The following is a 15,506-nucleotide window of genomic DNA, read 5'->3' on the forward strand; positions in this document are numbered from 1 at the left end:
TAACAAAATGAAAACAAAGCTTTTTGCCTCGTTGATTGCGGCTTTAATGTTTGTCGGTATTACTGCGAATGCTCAACAAAAAATCGGATATACTAACGTAGATTTTATTCTTAACAACTTACCCGATGCTAAAGATATAGAAACAAAATTGAAAACCGAAAAAGCACAATACGACAAATTGTTGCAGGATAAAATCACGGATTTTCAAAAGAAATATGAAGATTACCAAAAAAACCAGGCAACTATGTCGCCGGTAATCAGAGCTGACCGCGAGAAAGAATTGACAAACCAAAACAATGCAATTCAGGAATTTCAACAAAATTCTGAAACTGCTTTGCAACAAAAACAACAACAATTGTTGGCTCCGGTTTTAGATAAAATTGACAAAACTATTAAAGAAGTAGCCAAAGAAAGCGGTTATGTGTATGTATTTAATACAGATGCAGGCCCGGGTACTACGCCTATCTTGTTGGTTGCTCCTGATGCTGATAATATCTCAGACCTGGTTTTCAAAAAATTAGGTGTTACGCCTCCTGCCAAACAAGCAGCTGGTAATACAACAACGGCTCCGGCTACTACTCCTGCTCCTAAGAAAAACTAATTTCATTAAGGGCATTGCATAAAAAAAGGTCTTTGTAAAACTACAGAGACCTTTTTTTATGGGGTTTAAAATGGCTGTTAATTTACTTCAGCGGCTAGTTTATCAATGTTTTTCGACAGGCTTTCCACTACATTTCTGCTATTTGCATCTTTAGCGTTGGCACGGGCATTACCAAGTGTAGTTTTAGCCTGAGCAATTTCCTGCTTTGCTTTGGCTTTATCGCCTGCTTTTTTATACAAACGAGCCGACTCATATCTGTAATTGGTAAGGTCTTGGGCTGAGCTCAACTGGGGCTGTGCTACATTCAGCCAGTTTCTTACCTGCGCAGCGTATTTTCCGTCAGGGAAATTATTATTGTAAAACGTTACGTAATAAACCAGCATTTGCGGCTGCTTTGTCTGGCTCACCTGGTTCTGTATAAAGGTAAAGGCTTTGTCTTGGCCCTGCTCACGAATCATGGCCTGTGCCTCAATGTGCCAGGTATTGCTGGTTATGTATTGCCCCGCACCTACAAGGGTCATGTACTGTTTAATTTTATTTACCTTAGCCATTGAGTATTTGCTGGCTTTGGGGCTATAAATGGCCATCTGTATCAGCAGGGCCATAGCGTTGGTTTCATTGCCTGCATGCCCGTCTTCTCCTTCATATTTACGGGCCGTGCCCAGATTCTTCATCCAGAATTCGGCAAAGCCGTTATCCATATCCATTACACATTTTTTGGCTATAGCCCAGCTTTCTTTTGACCCCAGTTTGTCTTTCGGATACACCGCATACAAATCATTGGCAATTCTTAAATTTCGGGTAGTGTCTCTTGTAAGCCTGTATTGGTAACTCAGGTCTATCATTGAGTTTACGTCGCGGGTACCGGCCAGATATTTTTTCCAGGCGTTGGCTGTTTGTCTCTCGGGGTCAAGCGCAGTTTTGCCATGTTGTATCAGGCTTCCGGGCGTATTGATAGGGTCGTTAAGATAAATGATGTTCTGGTTGTTATCAAAAAACAAAAAGAGCGGATAGCTTAGCAGATAGATTTTTTTGTCGTTCAGAAACTTTACCTGCCGCGCATCGCTCAGATTCAGCTTGAAATTGATAAAATTCTGGTCATAAAACTTGCCCACTTCATTATCTTTCAGGGTTGGTTCCAGCTTCATACAAATAGGGCAGCTGGGATGATAGCATTCAACAAAAACCGGTTTGTTCTGAGCTTTCGCCTTGGCAAAGGCAGTCTCTATGGTGGGTTCCCACATAATGCCCTGTGCCAATGCCAGGGTCTGAAAAAATAATAAAGTTGCCGACAGTAATAATGTTTTTTTCATTGAAACGGTGCTTGTCAAAAGCGGTATTTAGTGTAATACTTTTTAAATGGTTTTGCTATTACAGCAACAGTAATTGCTTACAGCTACAAACAGTAAAGGTAATAGATTCAGAGCAATAGTTTATAAAAATAAAGCCATCAAACGCGTTAACGTTGATGGCTTTGAAAAATGTAATGATTACTTTCAGGCCAGTTCTTTCTGTACTTTTTCCAATAGCTTTTTGGTGGCTTTTATGCCATCTGCATTGGGCAGGTAACTGGTGTCTCCGCCCAGGTCTCTCATCAGGCCTCCTTCATATTCTATACCTACATAACCGCCTGTCCAGCCGGAAGCCTTAATAATTTTAAATATTCTGATGAAATCAGTATCTACATCTTCTCCATCAGGGCCAAATTTATGGGTTTTGGCGCTTATGCCTTTGGCATAAGGCATCATTTTCTGTACGCCGTCATACTTGTCATGCTCTTTTACGCATTTAGTAGCCATAATACCTTTCAGATCCATAGTGGCAGGCTTGCTTCTTTCAGCACAGAAGTTACCAAAGTCAGGCAAAAAGCCTTTGTTTTTTGCTTTTACCTGTTTCATCACACTCACCAGCCAGTCGGGGTCGGTTGAATATCCGAAGTGATTTTCTACAATTACATTCAGGCCTGCTTTGGCTGCGAAATCGCATAATTTCTGATACCCGTCGGCAGCGGCTTTGCCTACTTCTTCCATGCTTCCTTCTTCGCCTTTACCCGATAGTGCCGACATGGCATCGCCCCAGTTAACTCTGATAGACGTGCAACCCAGATATTTTGCAGCCTCTACCCATGCGTAATGGGCTTCTACCGCTTTCTGGCGCTTGGCAGCATCCAGCGATGCAATGTTCTCACCGTCTACCATAATCAGGTGGTTTTTCATGCCCAGGTCATCGCAGCGCTGTTTCAGTTCTTTCATATAGGCCTGGTCGGTATGTTTATTGTTGAAAAACCCTGAAACGTATTCAAGGACAGAAATACCAAATTCGGTTTTGGCTCTGGCCGGAAAATCCATGTTTTTCATTTTGCCGGTATATAACTCTGAAGCGAAAGAGAACTCAGCCAGTGAGATTTCGAAGGTGAATTTTTTTGCTGATTCAGCTGCTAAAAGGGTATCGGGTAACATGCTTGACAAGCCTAGACCTGCTGTAGCAAGGCCTAACTGGCTCAGAAATTGACGACGTGTATTCATGAGTTGATTATTAAATGATGGATATTTCTGAAATTATGGTTCGAAGGTTACTGAAAAAGGCACAAACAAAGCGCCTTTTGATTTGTCGTTTTTGAAAACAAAGTACAAATCACTGAAACCATTAGTGGCCGGAATACGCACCTGGTAAGTCTTGGGCAGTTTCGCACCCGAGAAGGCGTTCATGTCGTCACTAGGCTCAACAAAATCTGTTTTGCCCAATAGCGGCCCATCCGGCGAACCGGTATGCACTTCTACAATTCCGCCTTGTGCGTTTAGCTGTTGCTTAGGGGCTGCTATTATGAAGCGCAGGGTTTTCACGTCTGTGAGGTCAATGTTCTTGAAGGCCGCATAGGTATTGGCCGCCGTTACTATCAACAGATTGGTTTCGCCCATCTTGAATTTCATGATGTTTTTTGATGTTTCCGGGGCTTGCCCAAGTAATATGGTAGGGCTTTGCAGCACCACTGTTTTTTCGGTGGTTTGTGCAGGCAGCCCGTTGGCGCCTTTGTCGGTATAAGAGGCCTTAACTTTAAAGACGCCTTTTCCGGCGTCGGCCCCGTCAGGTATTCTGGTTGCAAACGTGCCTTTGGGCGGTAACAAAGCAGGGGGTGTTTTCTTATCTGCCAGGCTCAGGATATACTTTACCATTTGTCCGGCTTCGGGCAAGCCAATATTCGGATGGGCCGACATGGCCACGTCGCCCCATACACCGGCGCCACCTTTAATGATTTTGTCTGATAAAACAGCAACTGCATTACTATTGGTCTTATATTTTTTGGATACCTCAGTAAAGGCGGGGCCGATTGATTTTTTATCCTGAAAATGGCAGGCTTTGCAATCGCTTTTGTCAATCAGGTTTTTGCCTGCTGTAAAAGTAACCGGCGCTGCCTGATGCCCCTGAACTTGTGGAGCATCTTCGGCATCCTGATAAATAGCCGTAATTTTCACTTTGGCGGCCGGTATACGTTTATTGTCAAGGCTGCCATCTTCTTTGTCAGATACCTTCACTTCGTAAGGCACTTCTTTGTCAGGGAAAAAGAAGGTCTGGTTGCCACTCAAAAGCGCAAGCGAAACCTGTGGTGGCTCGTTTCCGGCCTTGATAATCAGTTCTTTGGTATCTTTAAGGCCTTGGGCATCTGTTACCGTTAGTGCCGCCTTATAAGTGCCCAGCTTACTGAAAGTATAGGTAGGGTTTGGGTCGGTAAGTATTACCGGATTGCCACCCGCTTGTGGCGTTATTTTCCATTCATATTTCAGGGCATCATTATCATAATCTCTTGTTCCTTCTGACCAAAACGTCACTTTAAGTGGTAAAGCACCGGCCTGTTTATCTGCCATTGCCATTACCATTGGTTTACGATTACCGCCGTTGTATTCAATTCTTACAAGTTTTGATTCCGGATTGGCCACAAACCAACCTTGGCCGTATTCGAGTATATACATATCCCCATTCGGCCCAAAAGCCATGTCAATGGGGTGTTCCAGTTTCAGATTAGGTAAAAAACGCTCCATTTTTACGTAATCGCCCTGCTCGTTCATTGTTACGGCAATTATCCAGTCGCGCATCCATTCATAAATAAACAGCTTATTATTATAGTAATCAGGAAATGCACGTTTGGCACCGGCAAACAATTCTTTTCTATAAACCGGGCCTGCCATTGCACTGCGGCCACCCGAACCAAAGAGCGGAAACTTCTTTGATTCTGCTGCCGGATACCACAGAAAAGCTTTCTGCGCAGGGGGCAGCTCTTGCAGACCGGTATTATTAGGAGAATTATTAATTGGTTTTTCAGGATTAAACTTATCGCCCGATTTCTGGCTGGCAAAATCAAAGTGCCAATAAGCTTTATTGTCGCCCACAAAATAGGGCCAGCCAAAATTACCTGCCTTACGGGCCTGCCCAAACTCGTCTTCAGCTGCCGGGCCAAGGCCTGTTGAGTCTTTTCCGGCATCGGGGCCTACGTCTCCCCAATACAAAAAGCCATTCTTTTTATCAACCGATATTCTGTAAGGGTTTCTGTGGCCCATGGTATATATTTCAGGGCGTGTTTTAGGTGTGCCTTTCGGAAACAGGTTACCGTCGGGAATGGTATAGCTGCCATCGGCTTCAGGGTGAATACGGATAATCTTGCCTCTAAGGTCATTGGTGTTCGCAGAAGATTTCTGCGCATCGTAAGGGCTGCGACCGGGGCGCTCATCAATGGGCGCATAGCCGTCAGATGCCCTCGGGCTGGTGTTATCGCCGGTTGAAAGATACAGATTCCCGGCAGAGTCCCAGTCAATTGAGCCACCGGTATGGCAGCATTGGTCTCTTTGGGTGGGTATTTCCAGTATTACCTTTTTACTATTCATGTCTAGCGTGTTGCCTTTCAATTCAAAGCGTGCCAGAACATTTTTGGGCTCACTTCCGGCTGGAGAGTAATACAGATAAACCCAGTGGTTTTTCGCAAAGTTGGGGTCAATGTTTAGTCCGAGTAATCCATCCTCTGCCTCAGGCTGCCCGCCATCTGCAAAATTGTACTTGGTACTAACCGGAATAGTGGCAATAGTAGTAGTTTTTCTGGTAAGGGGGCTGTACATCTTTACCAGCCCGTGGCGTTCAATAAATAGCACGCGTTCGTCTGGTAGCACAGCCAGCTCAAGCGGCTCATTCAGGTTTTCGGTAAGGGTTACTTTCTGAAAGCGGTTTTCTTCAGGCACCTGCGCCAGCATAGCCAGTGGCATTATGCCTAACAAAAGGCCTTTGATAATTGTTCTCATAATTTCAATCAGGTTTTATTACATTTTCGGGGTGATAGTTTGTTCTTTCAAACTTTGCGCTCAGATGGTAAAAGGTTCACCTTTATCAATTTTGCTAACCGTAAAACAAAATAAGGCGGCTGAGCAAAATAGGTATAAAAGGCAAGGTTGAATATAAAAGAGACAAGTAATAGGATTTTTCTGATTTTAAAAATAACTATGCTAATGTGTAAAAACTACGCAATAATAGAGAATTTTTCAATGTGTACAATAAACACAAAGAATTTTTTTATTTTTGGGCTGAAACCAACACTGATATGGACCCACGACTAAAACAATATCTGGAAGCTACATTAAAAGAAGTATCAATTGATTGTGTGATTTTTGGATTTCATGCCGGAGAACTGAAGGTGCTGCTGCTTAAATGGAAGGGCACCGACTCCTGGAGCCTTCCGGGTGGGCGTATTTATCTGGACGAGGCCGTTAATGATGCGGTTATCAGAATTTTGCAGGAAAGAACAGGGCTTAAAGAGATTTTTCTACAACAATTTTACACTTTCGGAGAAACTGACCGCTATAAGAAATTTGACCCGGGGGTATTGATGAGTAAAATGGAGCAGACGTTCGGCAAACATTTTTATGACGAGAAATACATGAAACGCAACGTGTCTATCGGCTATATGGCACTGGTTGAATTTGAACAGGTAATGGCTACCCCTGACTGGTACACCGATGAATGCCGCTGGTGGGAGATTTCGGCCATACCTGATTTACTTTTTGACCACAACTATATGATTGAAATGGCCCTGAAAGCACTGCGCAGACAAGTGAGTTATCAGCCGATAGGCTATAACCTTTTGCCGGAAAAATTTACCATGCCCGAACTGCAAAGGCTTTATGAAACTATTCTGGGTAAACAGCTAGACCGACGGAATTTCCAGAAGCTGGTGTTAAGTTATGATATTCTGGAAAAACTACCTGAAAAACGGACAGGCGGGGCCTTTAAATCACCGTTCTTATACAGGTTTGATAAAGAGAAATATGATAGAGCGGTAAGAAGCGAAATATTGTTTACTATATAAAGCAACAGAGGCGCATGATGATATTTGCGCCTCTGGTAATAATATTTTATTTCTCCCAATCGAACGACCGTTTCACCGCTTTTTTCCAGCCTTTGTAGAGTTTGTTTCTTTCTAAGGCTTTCATTTTGGGTTTCCAGGTCTTGTCTACACCCCAGTTTTGTATCAGATCGTCGAAGTTTTTCCAATATCCTACGGCTAAACCTGCGGCATAGGCTGCCCCTAGGGCGGTGGTTTCAATCATGGTAGGGCGAATGACCGGAACCTTCAGCATATCAGATTGAAACTGCATCAGCAATTCATTTACTACCATGCCGCCATCTACTCTTAAAGAGCGTATTTCAATGCCCGAGTCGTTTTCCATGGCATTGAGTACATCTTTTGTCTGATAGGCAGTAGCTTCTAATACTGCACGTGCAATGTGGCCTTTGTTTACATAGCGGGTCAGGCCAGCCATTACGCCTCTGGCCGATGACTTCCAGTAGGGGGCATACAGGCCTGAGAAAGCCGGTACAAAGTAGGCTCCGCCATTGTCATCAACACTTTTAGCTAAAGGTTCAATATCAGTACTTTCTTTAATAATACCCAGGTTGTCGCGCAGCCATTGCACCAATGCCCCTGCAATAGCCACCGACCCTTCCAGCGCATAATGCACTGGCTGGTTTTCAAACTGATACGCCACAGTGGTTAATAATCCGTGTTTAGAGGGTACCAGTTCAGTGCCTGTGTTCATGAGCATAAAGCAGCCGGTACCATAGGTATTTTTTGCTTCGCCTGCTTCAAAGCAGGTTTGCCCCACAAGGGCGGCCTGTTGGTCGCCGAGGTCTCCGGCAAGCGGAATCCCAGCCAGTACCTCAGATGTAATGCGGCCATATACCTTACTGCTCGGCTCTATTTTAGGTAGCATCTGCAATGGAATATTCATAATCTCTGCCATTTCAGCATCCCATGCCATCGACTTCAGATTCATTAATTGTGTCCGGCTGGCATTGGTAACATCAGTTATGTGCAAACCATCGTTAATGCCTCCTGTCAGGTTCCAGATAAGGTAGGTATCCATGTTACCAAAAATGGCATTTCCTTTTTCGGCTTCCTCTCTCACCCCCGGTACATTGTCGAGAATCCACTTGATTTTCAGGCCACTGAAATAGGTAGCCAGCGGCAGACCCGTGCTGTCCTGAAAAAACGCTGATCCGTGGCTTCTGGTGAGCGCTTTTACGGTTTCATCTACACGGGTATCTTGCCAAACCAGTGCGTTGTAATAGGCTTTACCGGTGCGTTTGTTCCATACAACTGTGGTTTCTCGTTGGTTGGTAATACCGCAGGCGGCAATGTCTTCTGTTTTAATGCTTTTTTCTATGCGGGCTCTGGCAATAACTTCCAGCGTGTTTTTCCAGATTTCCTCCGGATTATGCTCAACCCAACCGGGCTTGGGGTATATCTGTTCATGTTCTTTTTGTCCAACCGAAACGATATTCCCTTTGCGGTCGAAGATAATACAGCGGGTACTGGTTGTACCCTGGTCGATAGATGCAATGTACTTCATAGAGATTGAATAGTATTGTTGATATAGCAAAGGCAGGAATAAACCCTGCCTTTGTTTTCAATATATCTTATCTGCTTACTTTAGAACCCGAGAAACCATACCAGGCAATGTAGGCAAACATGGCTACTGGTAATAATAAAGAGGTAGCAATATCTGTGCTGTCGGCTATGGCACCCATAATAGGAGGGAACGCCGCGCCGCCTACAATACCCATAATGATGAATGACGACCCTAACTTGGTATATTTACCCAGGTCTTTTACGCCTAAAGAGAAAATGGTAGGGAAAGTGATGCTCTGGAAAAAGAAGAATGCCATAAGGGCATTAACTGCTATTTGTCCTTTTGCCTGAGATGCCACCAACAAAGAAGCAACAATGCCCAGCGAATATATGCCCAACAATATGTTTGGTTTAATGTAGCGCATCAGGAATGTACCGGCAAACCGGCCAACCATGAATATAATCATACCTAACGACAACCAGCGTGAAGCATCAATATTAGAAACTTTGATGGCGTCCATTACAAAATTGATAAACAGCCCCCATACGCAACCCTGTACACCTACGTTTAAAAACTGGGCAAATGCCCCAAGCACAAAGTGTTTGTGCCTAAAAAGACCAGATAAAGAACGGCCAAATGAAGTGTTGTCGGCTCCCATATCTTCAGCAGCAGAGGCAGACTCCTGAATTTCAGGCATGGGGGTTCTCAGAAACATCAGTGCAATTAACAAAACGGCGCCACCGACAATCATATAAGGTAGCTGCACAGATTTGAAACCCTCTTCAATACTCTGTTTATGTTCGCTGAAAACCAGCATACTGCCAACCAATGGCCCGATAATAACACCCAGGCCATTGAACGACTGCGCCAGATTCAGACGTCTTTCTGACGATTCTGCCGGGCCAAGAACGGTAGCATAAGGGTTGGCCGCTGTCTCAAGAAATGCCAGACCACAAGCTAATATAAATAAAGAAATCAGGAAAAACGTCCACGACTGTGCCTCACTGGCCGGATACACCAGAAATGCCCCACCCGAATAAAGCAGCAAACCGGCCAGAATGCCTTTTTTGTAACCCCATTTTTTCATGAACATACCGGCAGGCAGTGCCATCAGGAAATAAGCCCCATAGGTAACAATCTGTACCCAGGTAGATTGAGAGATGGTAAGGCTGAGGGTTTCCTGAAAGTGCTTGTTGAGTACGTCTAGCATACTAATGGCAAAGCCCCACAAAAAGAATAAACTTGTAACAAGAATAAACGGAACCAGATAATTGTTTTGAGTAGCGGTGGTCTGGAAATTGGGTTTGTTGCCCGAAATAGAAGCCATGATAGTTTAGGGTTAAAATTTCAATTTTTTTGATTGAACAGATTTTGTTCAAAAATGAGAATTTTTTAAGAAATAATAAGATAAAATTTAAACAAATATAAACTTTTAAAGAAGCGTGCCTGCTTTGTGGCCTGAAAATAAAAACAGCGAGGCGCGCCTTGCCTCGCTGAATTAATAAATTTTACGTTTATTCTAAGGCAAAAACTGCTTTACGTAGTTACGGGCGGTAAGAATAGCCGACGTGATGTCGTCAATGCTGCCTTCATAGGCCTTATCTTCTACCTCAATTACCACAGGGCCTTTGTAGCGTACATCCGTTAAGGCAGTGAAGAACCCACGCCAGTTTACATCGCCCAGACCCGGCAGCTTGGGTGAATGGTATTCTAACGGATTGGCCAGAATGCCTACTCTGTCTAGTTTGTCTCTGTAAACCTTTACATCTTTAATATGTATATGATGTAACCGGTTTTTATATTGATAGATAGGTTTTACTTCATCCATCATCTGGAATATCATGTGCGACGGGTCATAATTCAAACCAAAAAGCGGAGTAGGGAATGCCTCAAACATGGCATCCCAAACTGCCGGAGAGATGGCAAGGTTTTTTCCACCCGGCCATTCGTCGTTTGTAAAAAACATCGGGCAATTTTCAATACCTATCTTTATTCCTTCCTGCTCTGCCGTTTCAATAATCGGCTTCCATACTTTTTTAAAGGTAATGAGGTTTTCCTGAATATTCTTCCTGGGGTCTCGGCCAATAAAAGTGTTCATAACCGGTACCCCCAGTTTGTTACAGGCTACAATAACTTTCTTGATATGCTCTACATAGTATTCTGCCTTTTCAGTGTCGGGGTCTAGGGGGTTCGGATAATAACCCAGCCCTGATATGGATATCCCCCTGCTATGGGTATAATCTTTAATATACTTTATATGTTTATCGTCCAGATTATTTACATCTATGTGTGTAACGCCGGCATAACGGCGGGCTTCAGAGTTGTCTTTGGGCCAGCACATCATCTCAAGGCAGGCAAATCCGTTTTTCGAAGCGAAATCTACTACGTGTTCAAAACCAAAATCGGCTAAGATAGCACTTACAAATCCAAGTTTTAACATATTTCAATCGAGGGTTATTTTATCAGAGCGTAAAGTAAATCTTTTTTGTTTAATCAGTAAATAATTAACAGCGATAATTCGCTTGCCGAACGTAGGTTGGCACCGCGCGAAGATGGAAAGTGGGGAATCTCACGCCATTCAGGTTAAACAGAATTTATGGCTGGTACAATTTTTTAGTGTTTTTAATAGCCTGCTGTTTAATGAAACAGGTCGATTCCGCCCAATTAATGCCTGGTTTTTTCTTTTAATAAAATTCTTGCAAAAAAAATGGGGCAGTTTTGGTATTCTGAAAATTTATTTTTTATTTTTGTTTAACGAAAAATGAAAAAAGATAAACAAACCATGACAACTCTTGAATTTAATTACGCCATTTCAAAGACCTCAAAGGCATTAAAGCCTTTTGCCTTTAGATTGACTAAAGACCAGGAGGACGCCAATGATTTATTGCAGGATACGCTTGTAAAAGCATTTATGAATCGTGAAAAGTACACCGATGGTACAAACCTGAAGGCCTGGCTTTATACGATAATGAAAAACACTTTCATTACCAATTACCAGCGGATAATGAGAAGAAATACATTTATAGATACAACAGACAATTTACACTTTATCAACAGTACTGAAAGCAGCATTGAAAATGAAGCATATTCTTCTTTTACCATGAGAGACATCAACCATGCGGTTGAGGCCCTGGATGAGAATTATCGCCAACCGTTTATGATGCATTTCAGTGGGTTTAAGTATCATGAAATAGCACAGAAACTGAAAGTGCCTATCGGAACGGTCAAAAACAGAATACACATTGCCAGAAAAGAGCTGAAAGAAAAGCTAAGTATGTATGCCTTTTAAGTTTACTTCAAAAATGTGTTTGCCTGATAATCAACTTCTGGCAAATACCGGGGCGGCAGTATTGAAAGTGTGTGTGCTAAATACGAAATACTAAAAAAGTTATCTGTGCGAGCGGATAACTTTTTTGTTATATAAAAGGTAAATCAATTTATGGGTTATAGTTCCGGCGGGGCGTCGTCAGCAGGCATATTATTAAGATTTTCATCCACTATCTGTTGAACCTGCTCTTTTATTTTGTTTTGAACACGGTCTCGGGCAAAAACAAATAATGCCAGAATACCCGCATAAACCAGAAATATAATCAGATAACCCAGCCAGAGGCTTTTCAGCCAAATATTGAGCCCAATCGCCGCCAGAATACTGAGAAAAATGATAACCGTTATAGATAAAATAAATAAAACAAGCAGATAAATGGCTTTTACGGCAATGCCTTCTATTTTTTCCTGAAAGCCTAATTTGGTTAATTCAAATTTTGCTTCAATAAGCCTGATGACGTTGTCGCGGAAGTCGCTAAGATTCAGAAAGTCAGCCATACGATACAGATTCTTTGTATTTCAGTTGCAGGGCCTGACACATAGTAGCCCTTAAACAATTGCAAGGTAGATAAAACAAGGCATCTGACAAAAAGACTTGAGAAAGTTTTAGGGCGATGCCCGTCAACGGCATCGCCCTGAAGAAAGAATTATATCTGAGGGGGCAGCAACTTATACATTACCGGCGTTACAATGCGGGTCAGTATCAGAGATGATACCAGACCGCCAATCATTACCAATGCTAATGGCGAATAGAGTGGTGAATGCTCGAGCACCAATGGAATCAGGCCGCCTATGGCTGTAAGCGTAGTTAGTACTATTGGTATAAACCGGGTTTCGCCGGCCTCTTCTATGGCTTCGTTTATACCTAAACCCCGCTCTTTTCTTAAGAAATTGGTGTAGTCAACCAATAATATTGAGTTTTTTACTTCTATACCTGCCAGAGCTATAATACCAACTATGGCCGTGAACGACAATGAATTGCCCGTAAACAACAGAATCAGAATAGCTCCTATCATACCCAGAGGAATAACCGACAGCACTATAATAGTGCTCTTGAAAGTTTTAAATTCAAGAATCAGAATAGCCATGATACCGAAAATGGTAATCATGATAATAGTACCTAAGCCGCCGAATGTTTCCTGAGAGCGTTCTACTTCTCCGGCCATTTTTATCGAATAGCCTTTGGGCAGTTTAAGTTCAGATATGCGCTTGCTGGCTTCTTTGGTTACTGTTGGCGTCAGGTAACCGCTTTTTATAAAGGCAGTAACAGTTGAGTAGCGGTCACGGTCATAATGGTTAATTCTGTTCGGCGATGTTTCAAAATCTATAGAGGCTACCTGCCTGAGCGGAATAAGACTGCCCATCTGGTTACTGATAAACATTTTCTGGAAGGCGTCCATACCGGCACGTTCTCCACGAGGCAGACTTACATTGATATCAATCTCGTCTTCATCATTTTGTTTAAAGGTTCCCATGTTGATACCTGCAATACCCATGCGCACGGTTCTGTCGATATCTACAGTTGGAATACCCAACATACCTGCTTTGTCTTTGTTGATGTTTACTCTGAGGTCTACGTTCTGCGCCGAAAGGGGGTTGTTAACATAAATAGTACCCTGGGTTTCTTTGAATATTTTTTCTACTCTGAATGAAATAGCCCGTAGTGAATCGAGGTTTTCACCAAGAATACGTACAGCCAGCGGTGCTTCTACCGGCGGGCCCTGCTCAAACTGAATCACCTTTATTTTGGCACCCGCAAATAAGTCAAATTTTTTGCGAAGCTCGTCAATAAATTTTTCTCTTTCAGGTACTTCTACGTCGTCCTGCAACTGCACAAAAATTTGTGCAAAGTTAGATAGCGTACCGCCTACAGGTAAAACATTATAATATACTCTCGGATTAGACTTCCCAACATTTGTTGCATAGTTTTTCACGATTTCATGCTTTGCCAGCTCGTTTTCAACAAAACGGGTAGCTTTGTCGGTTTCTGAGAGGGTTGTGCCTAATGGGGTATCAACATTAATCAGAAACTGCGGTTTTTCAGAGCGGGGGAATACACTTGTACCAACTACCGGAATCAGCGCCAGGCTACCAGCAAAAATAGCAAAGGCAATAACCAGACTGATAACAGGATGCCTGAGCGCCAGGTGTAGTATCTTACGATACGACCCCTCAATGCCGCGTTTCATTAATTTTAGCACCACGTTTTCCTGATGCTCTTCTCTGGGCATTAGCTGGCTGGCCAGAAATGGCACAATGGTAAGAGACACAAATAAAGAGGCAATAATGGTAGTGATAACCGCTATTGGCAAACTACGGATAAAGTCTCCTGCGGCCTCTGGCAGAAAGCAGAGTGGTAAAAAAGCAAAAATCAGGGTAGCTGTACAACCCAAAACCGCCAGCCCGATTTGCTTGGTTGCCTCAATGGCCGCTTGGCGGCGGGGCATGCCCGAACGCAGAAAGCGAGCAATGTTTTCAACAACTACAATTGAGTCATCAACCAGTAGCCCCAAAGCAATAACTAACCCCACTACACTTAGCTGATTAATGCCGAAGCCGGCCAGGTCGAGCATGGTAAGACCCATAGCTAGTGAGAGCGGAATGGATATCATTACAATAACCGATGCCCTGAAGCCCAGAGGTATGAGGGTAATTAATACCAGAAGAATGGCAATGCCGAAATCGCGCGTTAACCCTAATAAACGGGTGGAAACACTCTTGACCTGGTCGAAACTTTGCTCAAACCGGATATTTGGTGGAAGATTCTTTTTGAAATTGTCAATAACCGGGCGGATTTTATCTCCGGTGTCAAAAATATTACTTCCGGCTTTCATGTTGGCAGTTACAAACACGGCACGTTTGCCATTCAGCCTGCCCATGTACGATTCTTCTTCGTAATCCATGTTTACTTCGGCAATATCTTTCAGATAAGTAACGGCGGTGCCTGAGGTATTTACAACGGTGTTCCTTATTTCTTCCAGATTTTCATAACTTCCAGACGTTTTTACGCTGAACTTCCTGCTCCCGATTTCGATATTTCCTGCTGGTATATTGGCGTTTTCTGACTGAATGGCTCCCAGAATCCGGTTTAGCGGTATATGAAACTGCGCCATTTTGTCAAGATTAACCGCCACGCGCACCTGCTGTTTCGGGAAAGCCCATACTTCTGCTGCCTTGATAGATTTTACTTTCAGTAAATCTTCTTTCAGTAATCTGGCTTCTTTTTCCAGATCTTTATATGGGGTAGTTTCTGATAACAAAGCACATTGTATGATGTTTACACCTTCAGGCGTATAACGCATAATATCTATGCTGTAAATATCTGTGGGCAGCGTGTTCCGTATAGCGTTTATTTCTCTTACAACCTCGTTATATTTTTCGTCAACGTTTACTTTGTATTGAAACTCAACCACAATGTTGGCCACGCCTTCATCAGAAGTAGATGTTACTTTTTTGATATCGCTGATACCCGAAAGGCGGTCTTCTATTGGGTCAACCACCAGTTTTTCCATGTCGGCCGGAGATGTACCCGGATACACCACAATGATGCTATTGAAAACAGCCTTCAGGTCGGGGTCTTCGGCTTTGGGCATATTCAACAAAGAGTTGACACCAATGGCCAGTATCATTATGAAAATAATGATAGTGAACTGGTAATTTTTTACGGAAAATTCTGCTAGACGCATTTGAAT

The 15,506-nt window shown here is 43.1% G+C and carries 11 protein-coding genes; 3 read left to right on the forward strand and 8 right to left on the reverse strand.

What is annotated here, in order from left to right; all coding sequences use genetic code 11:
• Positions 1-7 precede the first annotated feature (7 nt).
• Positions 8-601 (forward strand): OmpH family outer membrane protein, encoded by a 594-nt coding sequence (locus NZ848_RS07715; protein WP_101724817.1) that lies wholly within the window; start codon positions 8-10, stop codon positions 599-601.
• 77 nt (positions 602-678) lie between these two features.
• Here the strand turns inward: NZ848_RS07715 and NZ848_RS07720 are convergent, their stop codons facing one another.
• The 3 genes from NZ848_RS07720 to NZ848_RS07730 all read right to left on the reverse strand — a co-directional run bounded on the left by NZ848_RS07720 (position 679) and on the right by NZ848_RS07730 (position 5,886).
• Positions 679-1,914: a thioredoxin family protein gene (locus NZ848_RS07720; RefSeq protein WP_259015011.1), complete on the reverse strand. Its 1,236-nt coding sequence runs from the start codon at positions 1,912-1,914 to the stop codon at positions 679-681.
• Between the two features lie 183 nt (positions 1,915-2,097).
• Positions 2,098-3,126 (reverse strand): sugar phosphate isomerase/epimerase family protein, encoded by a 1,029-nt coding sequence (locus NZ848_RS07725; RefSeq protein ID WP_259015012.1) that lies wholly within the window; start codon positions 3,124-3,126, stop codon positions 2,098-2,100.
• Positions 3,127-3,159: 33 nt separating this feature from the next.
• Positions 3,160-5,886 carry a PQQ-dependent sugar dehydrogenase gene (locus NZ848_RS07730; protein WP_259015014.1) on the reverse strand — a complete coding sequence of 909 codons (2,727 nt, stop codon included), beginning with the start codon at positions 5,884-5,886 and terminating at the stop codon, positions 3,160-3,162.
• 296 nt (positions 5,887-6,182) lie between these two features.
• Here NZ848_RS07730 and NZ848_RS07735 point away from each other — a divergent pair, with 296 nt between their 5' ends.
• A complete protein-coding gene (locus tag NZ848_RS07735; RefSeq protein WP_259015015.1) occupies positions 6,183-6,947 on the forward strand; it encodes an NUDIX hydrolase in 765 nt (254 codons plus the stop codon).
• Positions 6,948-6,993: 46 nt separating this feature from the next.
• Here the strand turns inward: NZ848_RS07735 and glpK are convergent, their stop codons facing one another.
• The 3 genes from glpK to NZ848_RS07750 form a co-directional block, all read right to left on the reverse strand.
• Positions 6,994-8,490, reverse strand: coding sequence for a glycerol kinase GlpK (glpK, locus tag NZ848_RS07740; RefSeq protein ID WP_259015016.1), 1,497 nt, complete (start codon positions 8,488-8,490; stop codon positions 6,994-6,996).
• A 67-nt stretch (positions 8,491-8,557) separates the two neighbouring features.
• The gene (gene fucP, locus NZ848_RS07745) at positions 8,558-9,817 is read right to left on the reverse strand and encodes an L-fucose:H+ symporter permease (protein ID WP_253531601.1); all 1,260 of its coding nucleotides are present in this window, start codon (positions 9,815-9,817) and stop codon (positions 8,558-8,560) included.
• 192 nt (positions 9,818-10,009) lie between these two features.
• The gene (locus NZ848_RS07750; protein WP_259015017.1) at positions 10,010-10,930 is read right to left on the reverse strand and encodes a sugar phosphate isomerase/epimerase family protein; all 921 of its coding nucleotides are present in this window, start codon (positions 10,928-10,930) and stop codon (positions 10,010-10,012) included.
• A gap of 342 nt (positions 10,931-11,272) precedes the next feature.
• Here NZ848_RS07750 and NZ848_RS07755 point away from each other — a divergent pair, with 342 nt between their 5' ends.
• Entirely contained in the window at positions 11,273-11,779 is a 507-nt protein-coding gene (locus NZ848_RS07755; RefSeq protein WP_253531597.1) for an RNA polymerase sigma factor, read from the forward strand.
• A gap of 155 nt (positions 11,780-11,934) precedes the next feature.
• Here NZ848_RS07755 and NZ848_RS07760 read toward each other — a convergent pair whose 3' ends face one another.
• Complete coding sequence (locus NZ848_RS07760; RefSeq protein ID WP_259015018.1) at positions 11,935-12,312, reverse strand: phage holin family protein; 378 nt, start codon at positions 12,310-12,312, stop codon at positions 11,935-11,937.
• A gap of 149 nt (positions 12,313-12,461) precedes the next feature.
• Complete coding sequence (locus tag NZ848_RS07765; protein ID WP_259015019.1) at positions 12,462-15,500, reverse strand: efflux RND transporter permease subunit; 3,039 nt, start codon at positions 15,498-15,500, stop codon at positions 12,462-12,464.
• Between the last annotated feature and the right edge of the window lie 6 nt (positions 15,501-15,506).

This window comes from Emticicia fluvialis (genome assembly GCF_024793945.1).
In the GTDB taxonomy this organism is placed as follows: Bacteria; Bacteroidota; Bacteroidia; order Cytophagales; family Spirosomataceae; genus Emticicia; species Emticicia fluvialis.

Bases quoted from the DNA above. Each gene is read 5' to 3' on its own strand.
- NZ848_RS07715 (WP_101724817.1), top strand. From the start codon at position 8: ATGAAAACAAAGCTTTTTGCCTCGTTGATTGCGGCTTTAATGTTTGTC.
- NZ848_RS07720 (WP_259015011.1), bottom strand. From the start codon at position 1,914: ATGAAAAAAACATTATTACTGTCGGCAACTTTATTATTTTTTCAGACC.
- NZ848_RS07725 (WP_259015012.1), bottom strand. From the start codon at position 3,126: ATGAATACACGTCGTCAATTTCTGAGCCAGTTAGGCCTTGCTACAGCA.
- NZ848_RS07730 (WP_259015014.1), bottom strand. From the start codon at position 5,886: ATGAGAACAATTATCAAAGGCCTTTTGTTAGGCATAATGCCACTGGCT.
- NZ848_RS07735 (WP_259015015.1), top strand. From the start codon at position 6,183: ATGGACCCACGACTAAAACAATATCTGGAAGCTACATTAAAAGAAGTA.
- glpK (WP_259015016.1), bottom strand. From the start codon at position 8,490: ATGAAGTACATTGCATCTATCGACCAGGGTACAACCAGTACCCGCTGT.
- fucP (WP_253531601.1), bottom strand. From the start codon at position 9,817: ATGGCTTCTATTTCGGGCAACAAACCCAATTTCCAGACCACCGCTACT.
- NZ848_RS07750 (WP_259015017.1), bottom strand. From the start codon at position 10,930: ATGTTAAAACTTGGATTTGTAAGTGCTATCTTAGCCGATTTTGGTTTT.
- NZ848_RS07755 (WP_253531597.1), top strand. From the start codon at position 11,273: ATGACAACTCTTGAATTTAATTACGCCATTTCAAAGACCTCAAAGGCA.
- NZ848_RS07760 (WP_259015018.1), bottom strand. From the start codon at position 12,312: ATGGCTGACTTTCTGAATCTTAGCGACTTCCGCGACAACGTCATCAGG.
- NZ848_RS07765 (WP_259015019.1), bottom strand. From the start codon at position 15,500: ATGCGTCTAGCAGAATTTTCCGTAAAAAATTACCAGTTCACTATCATT.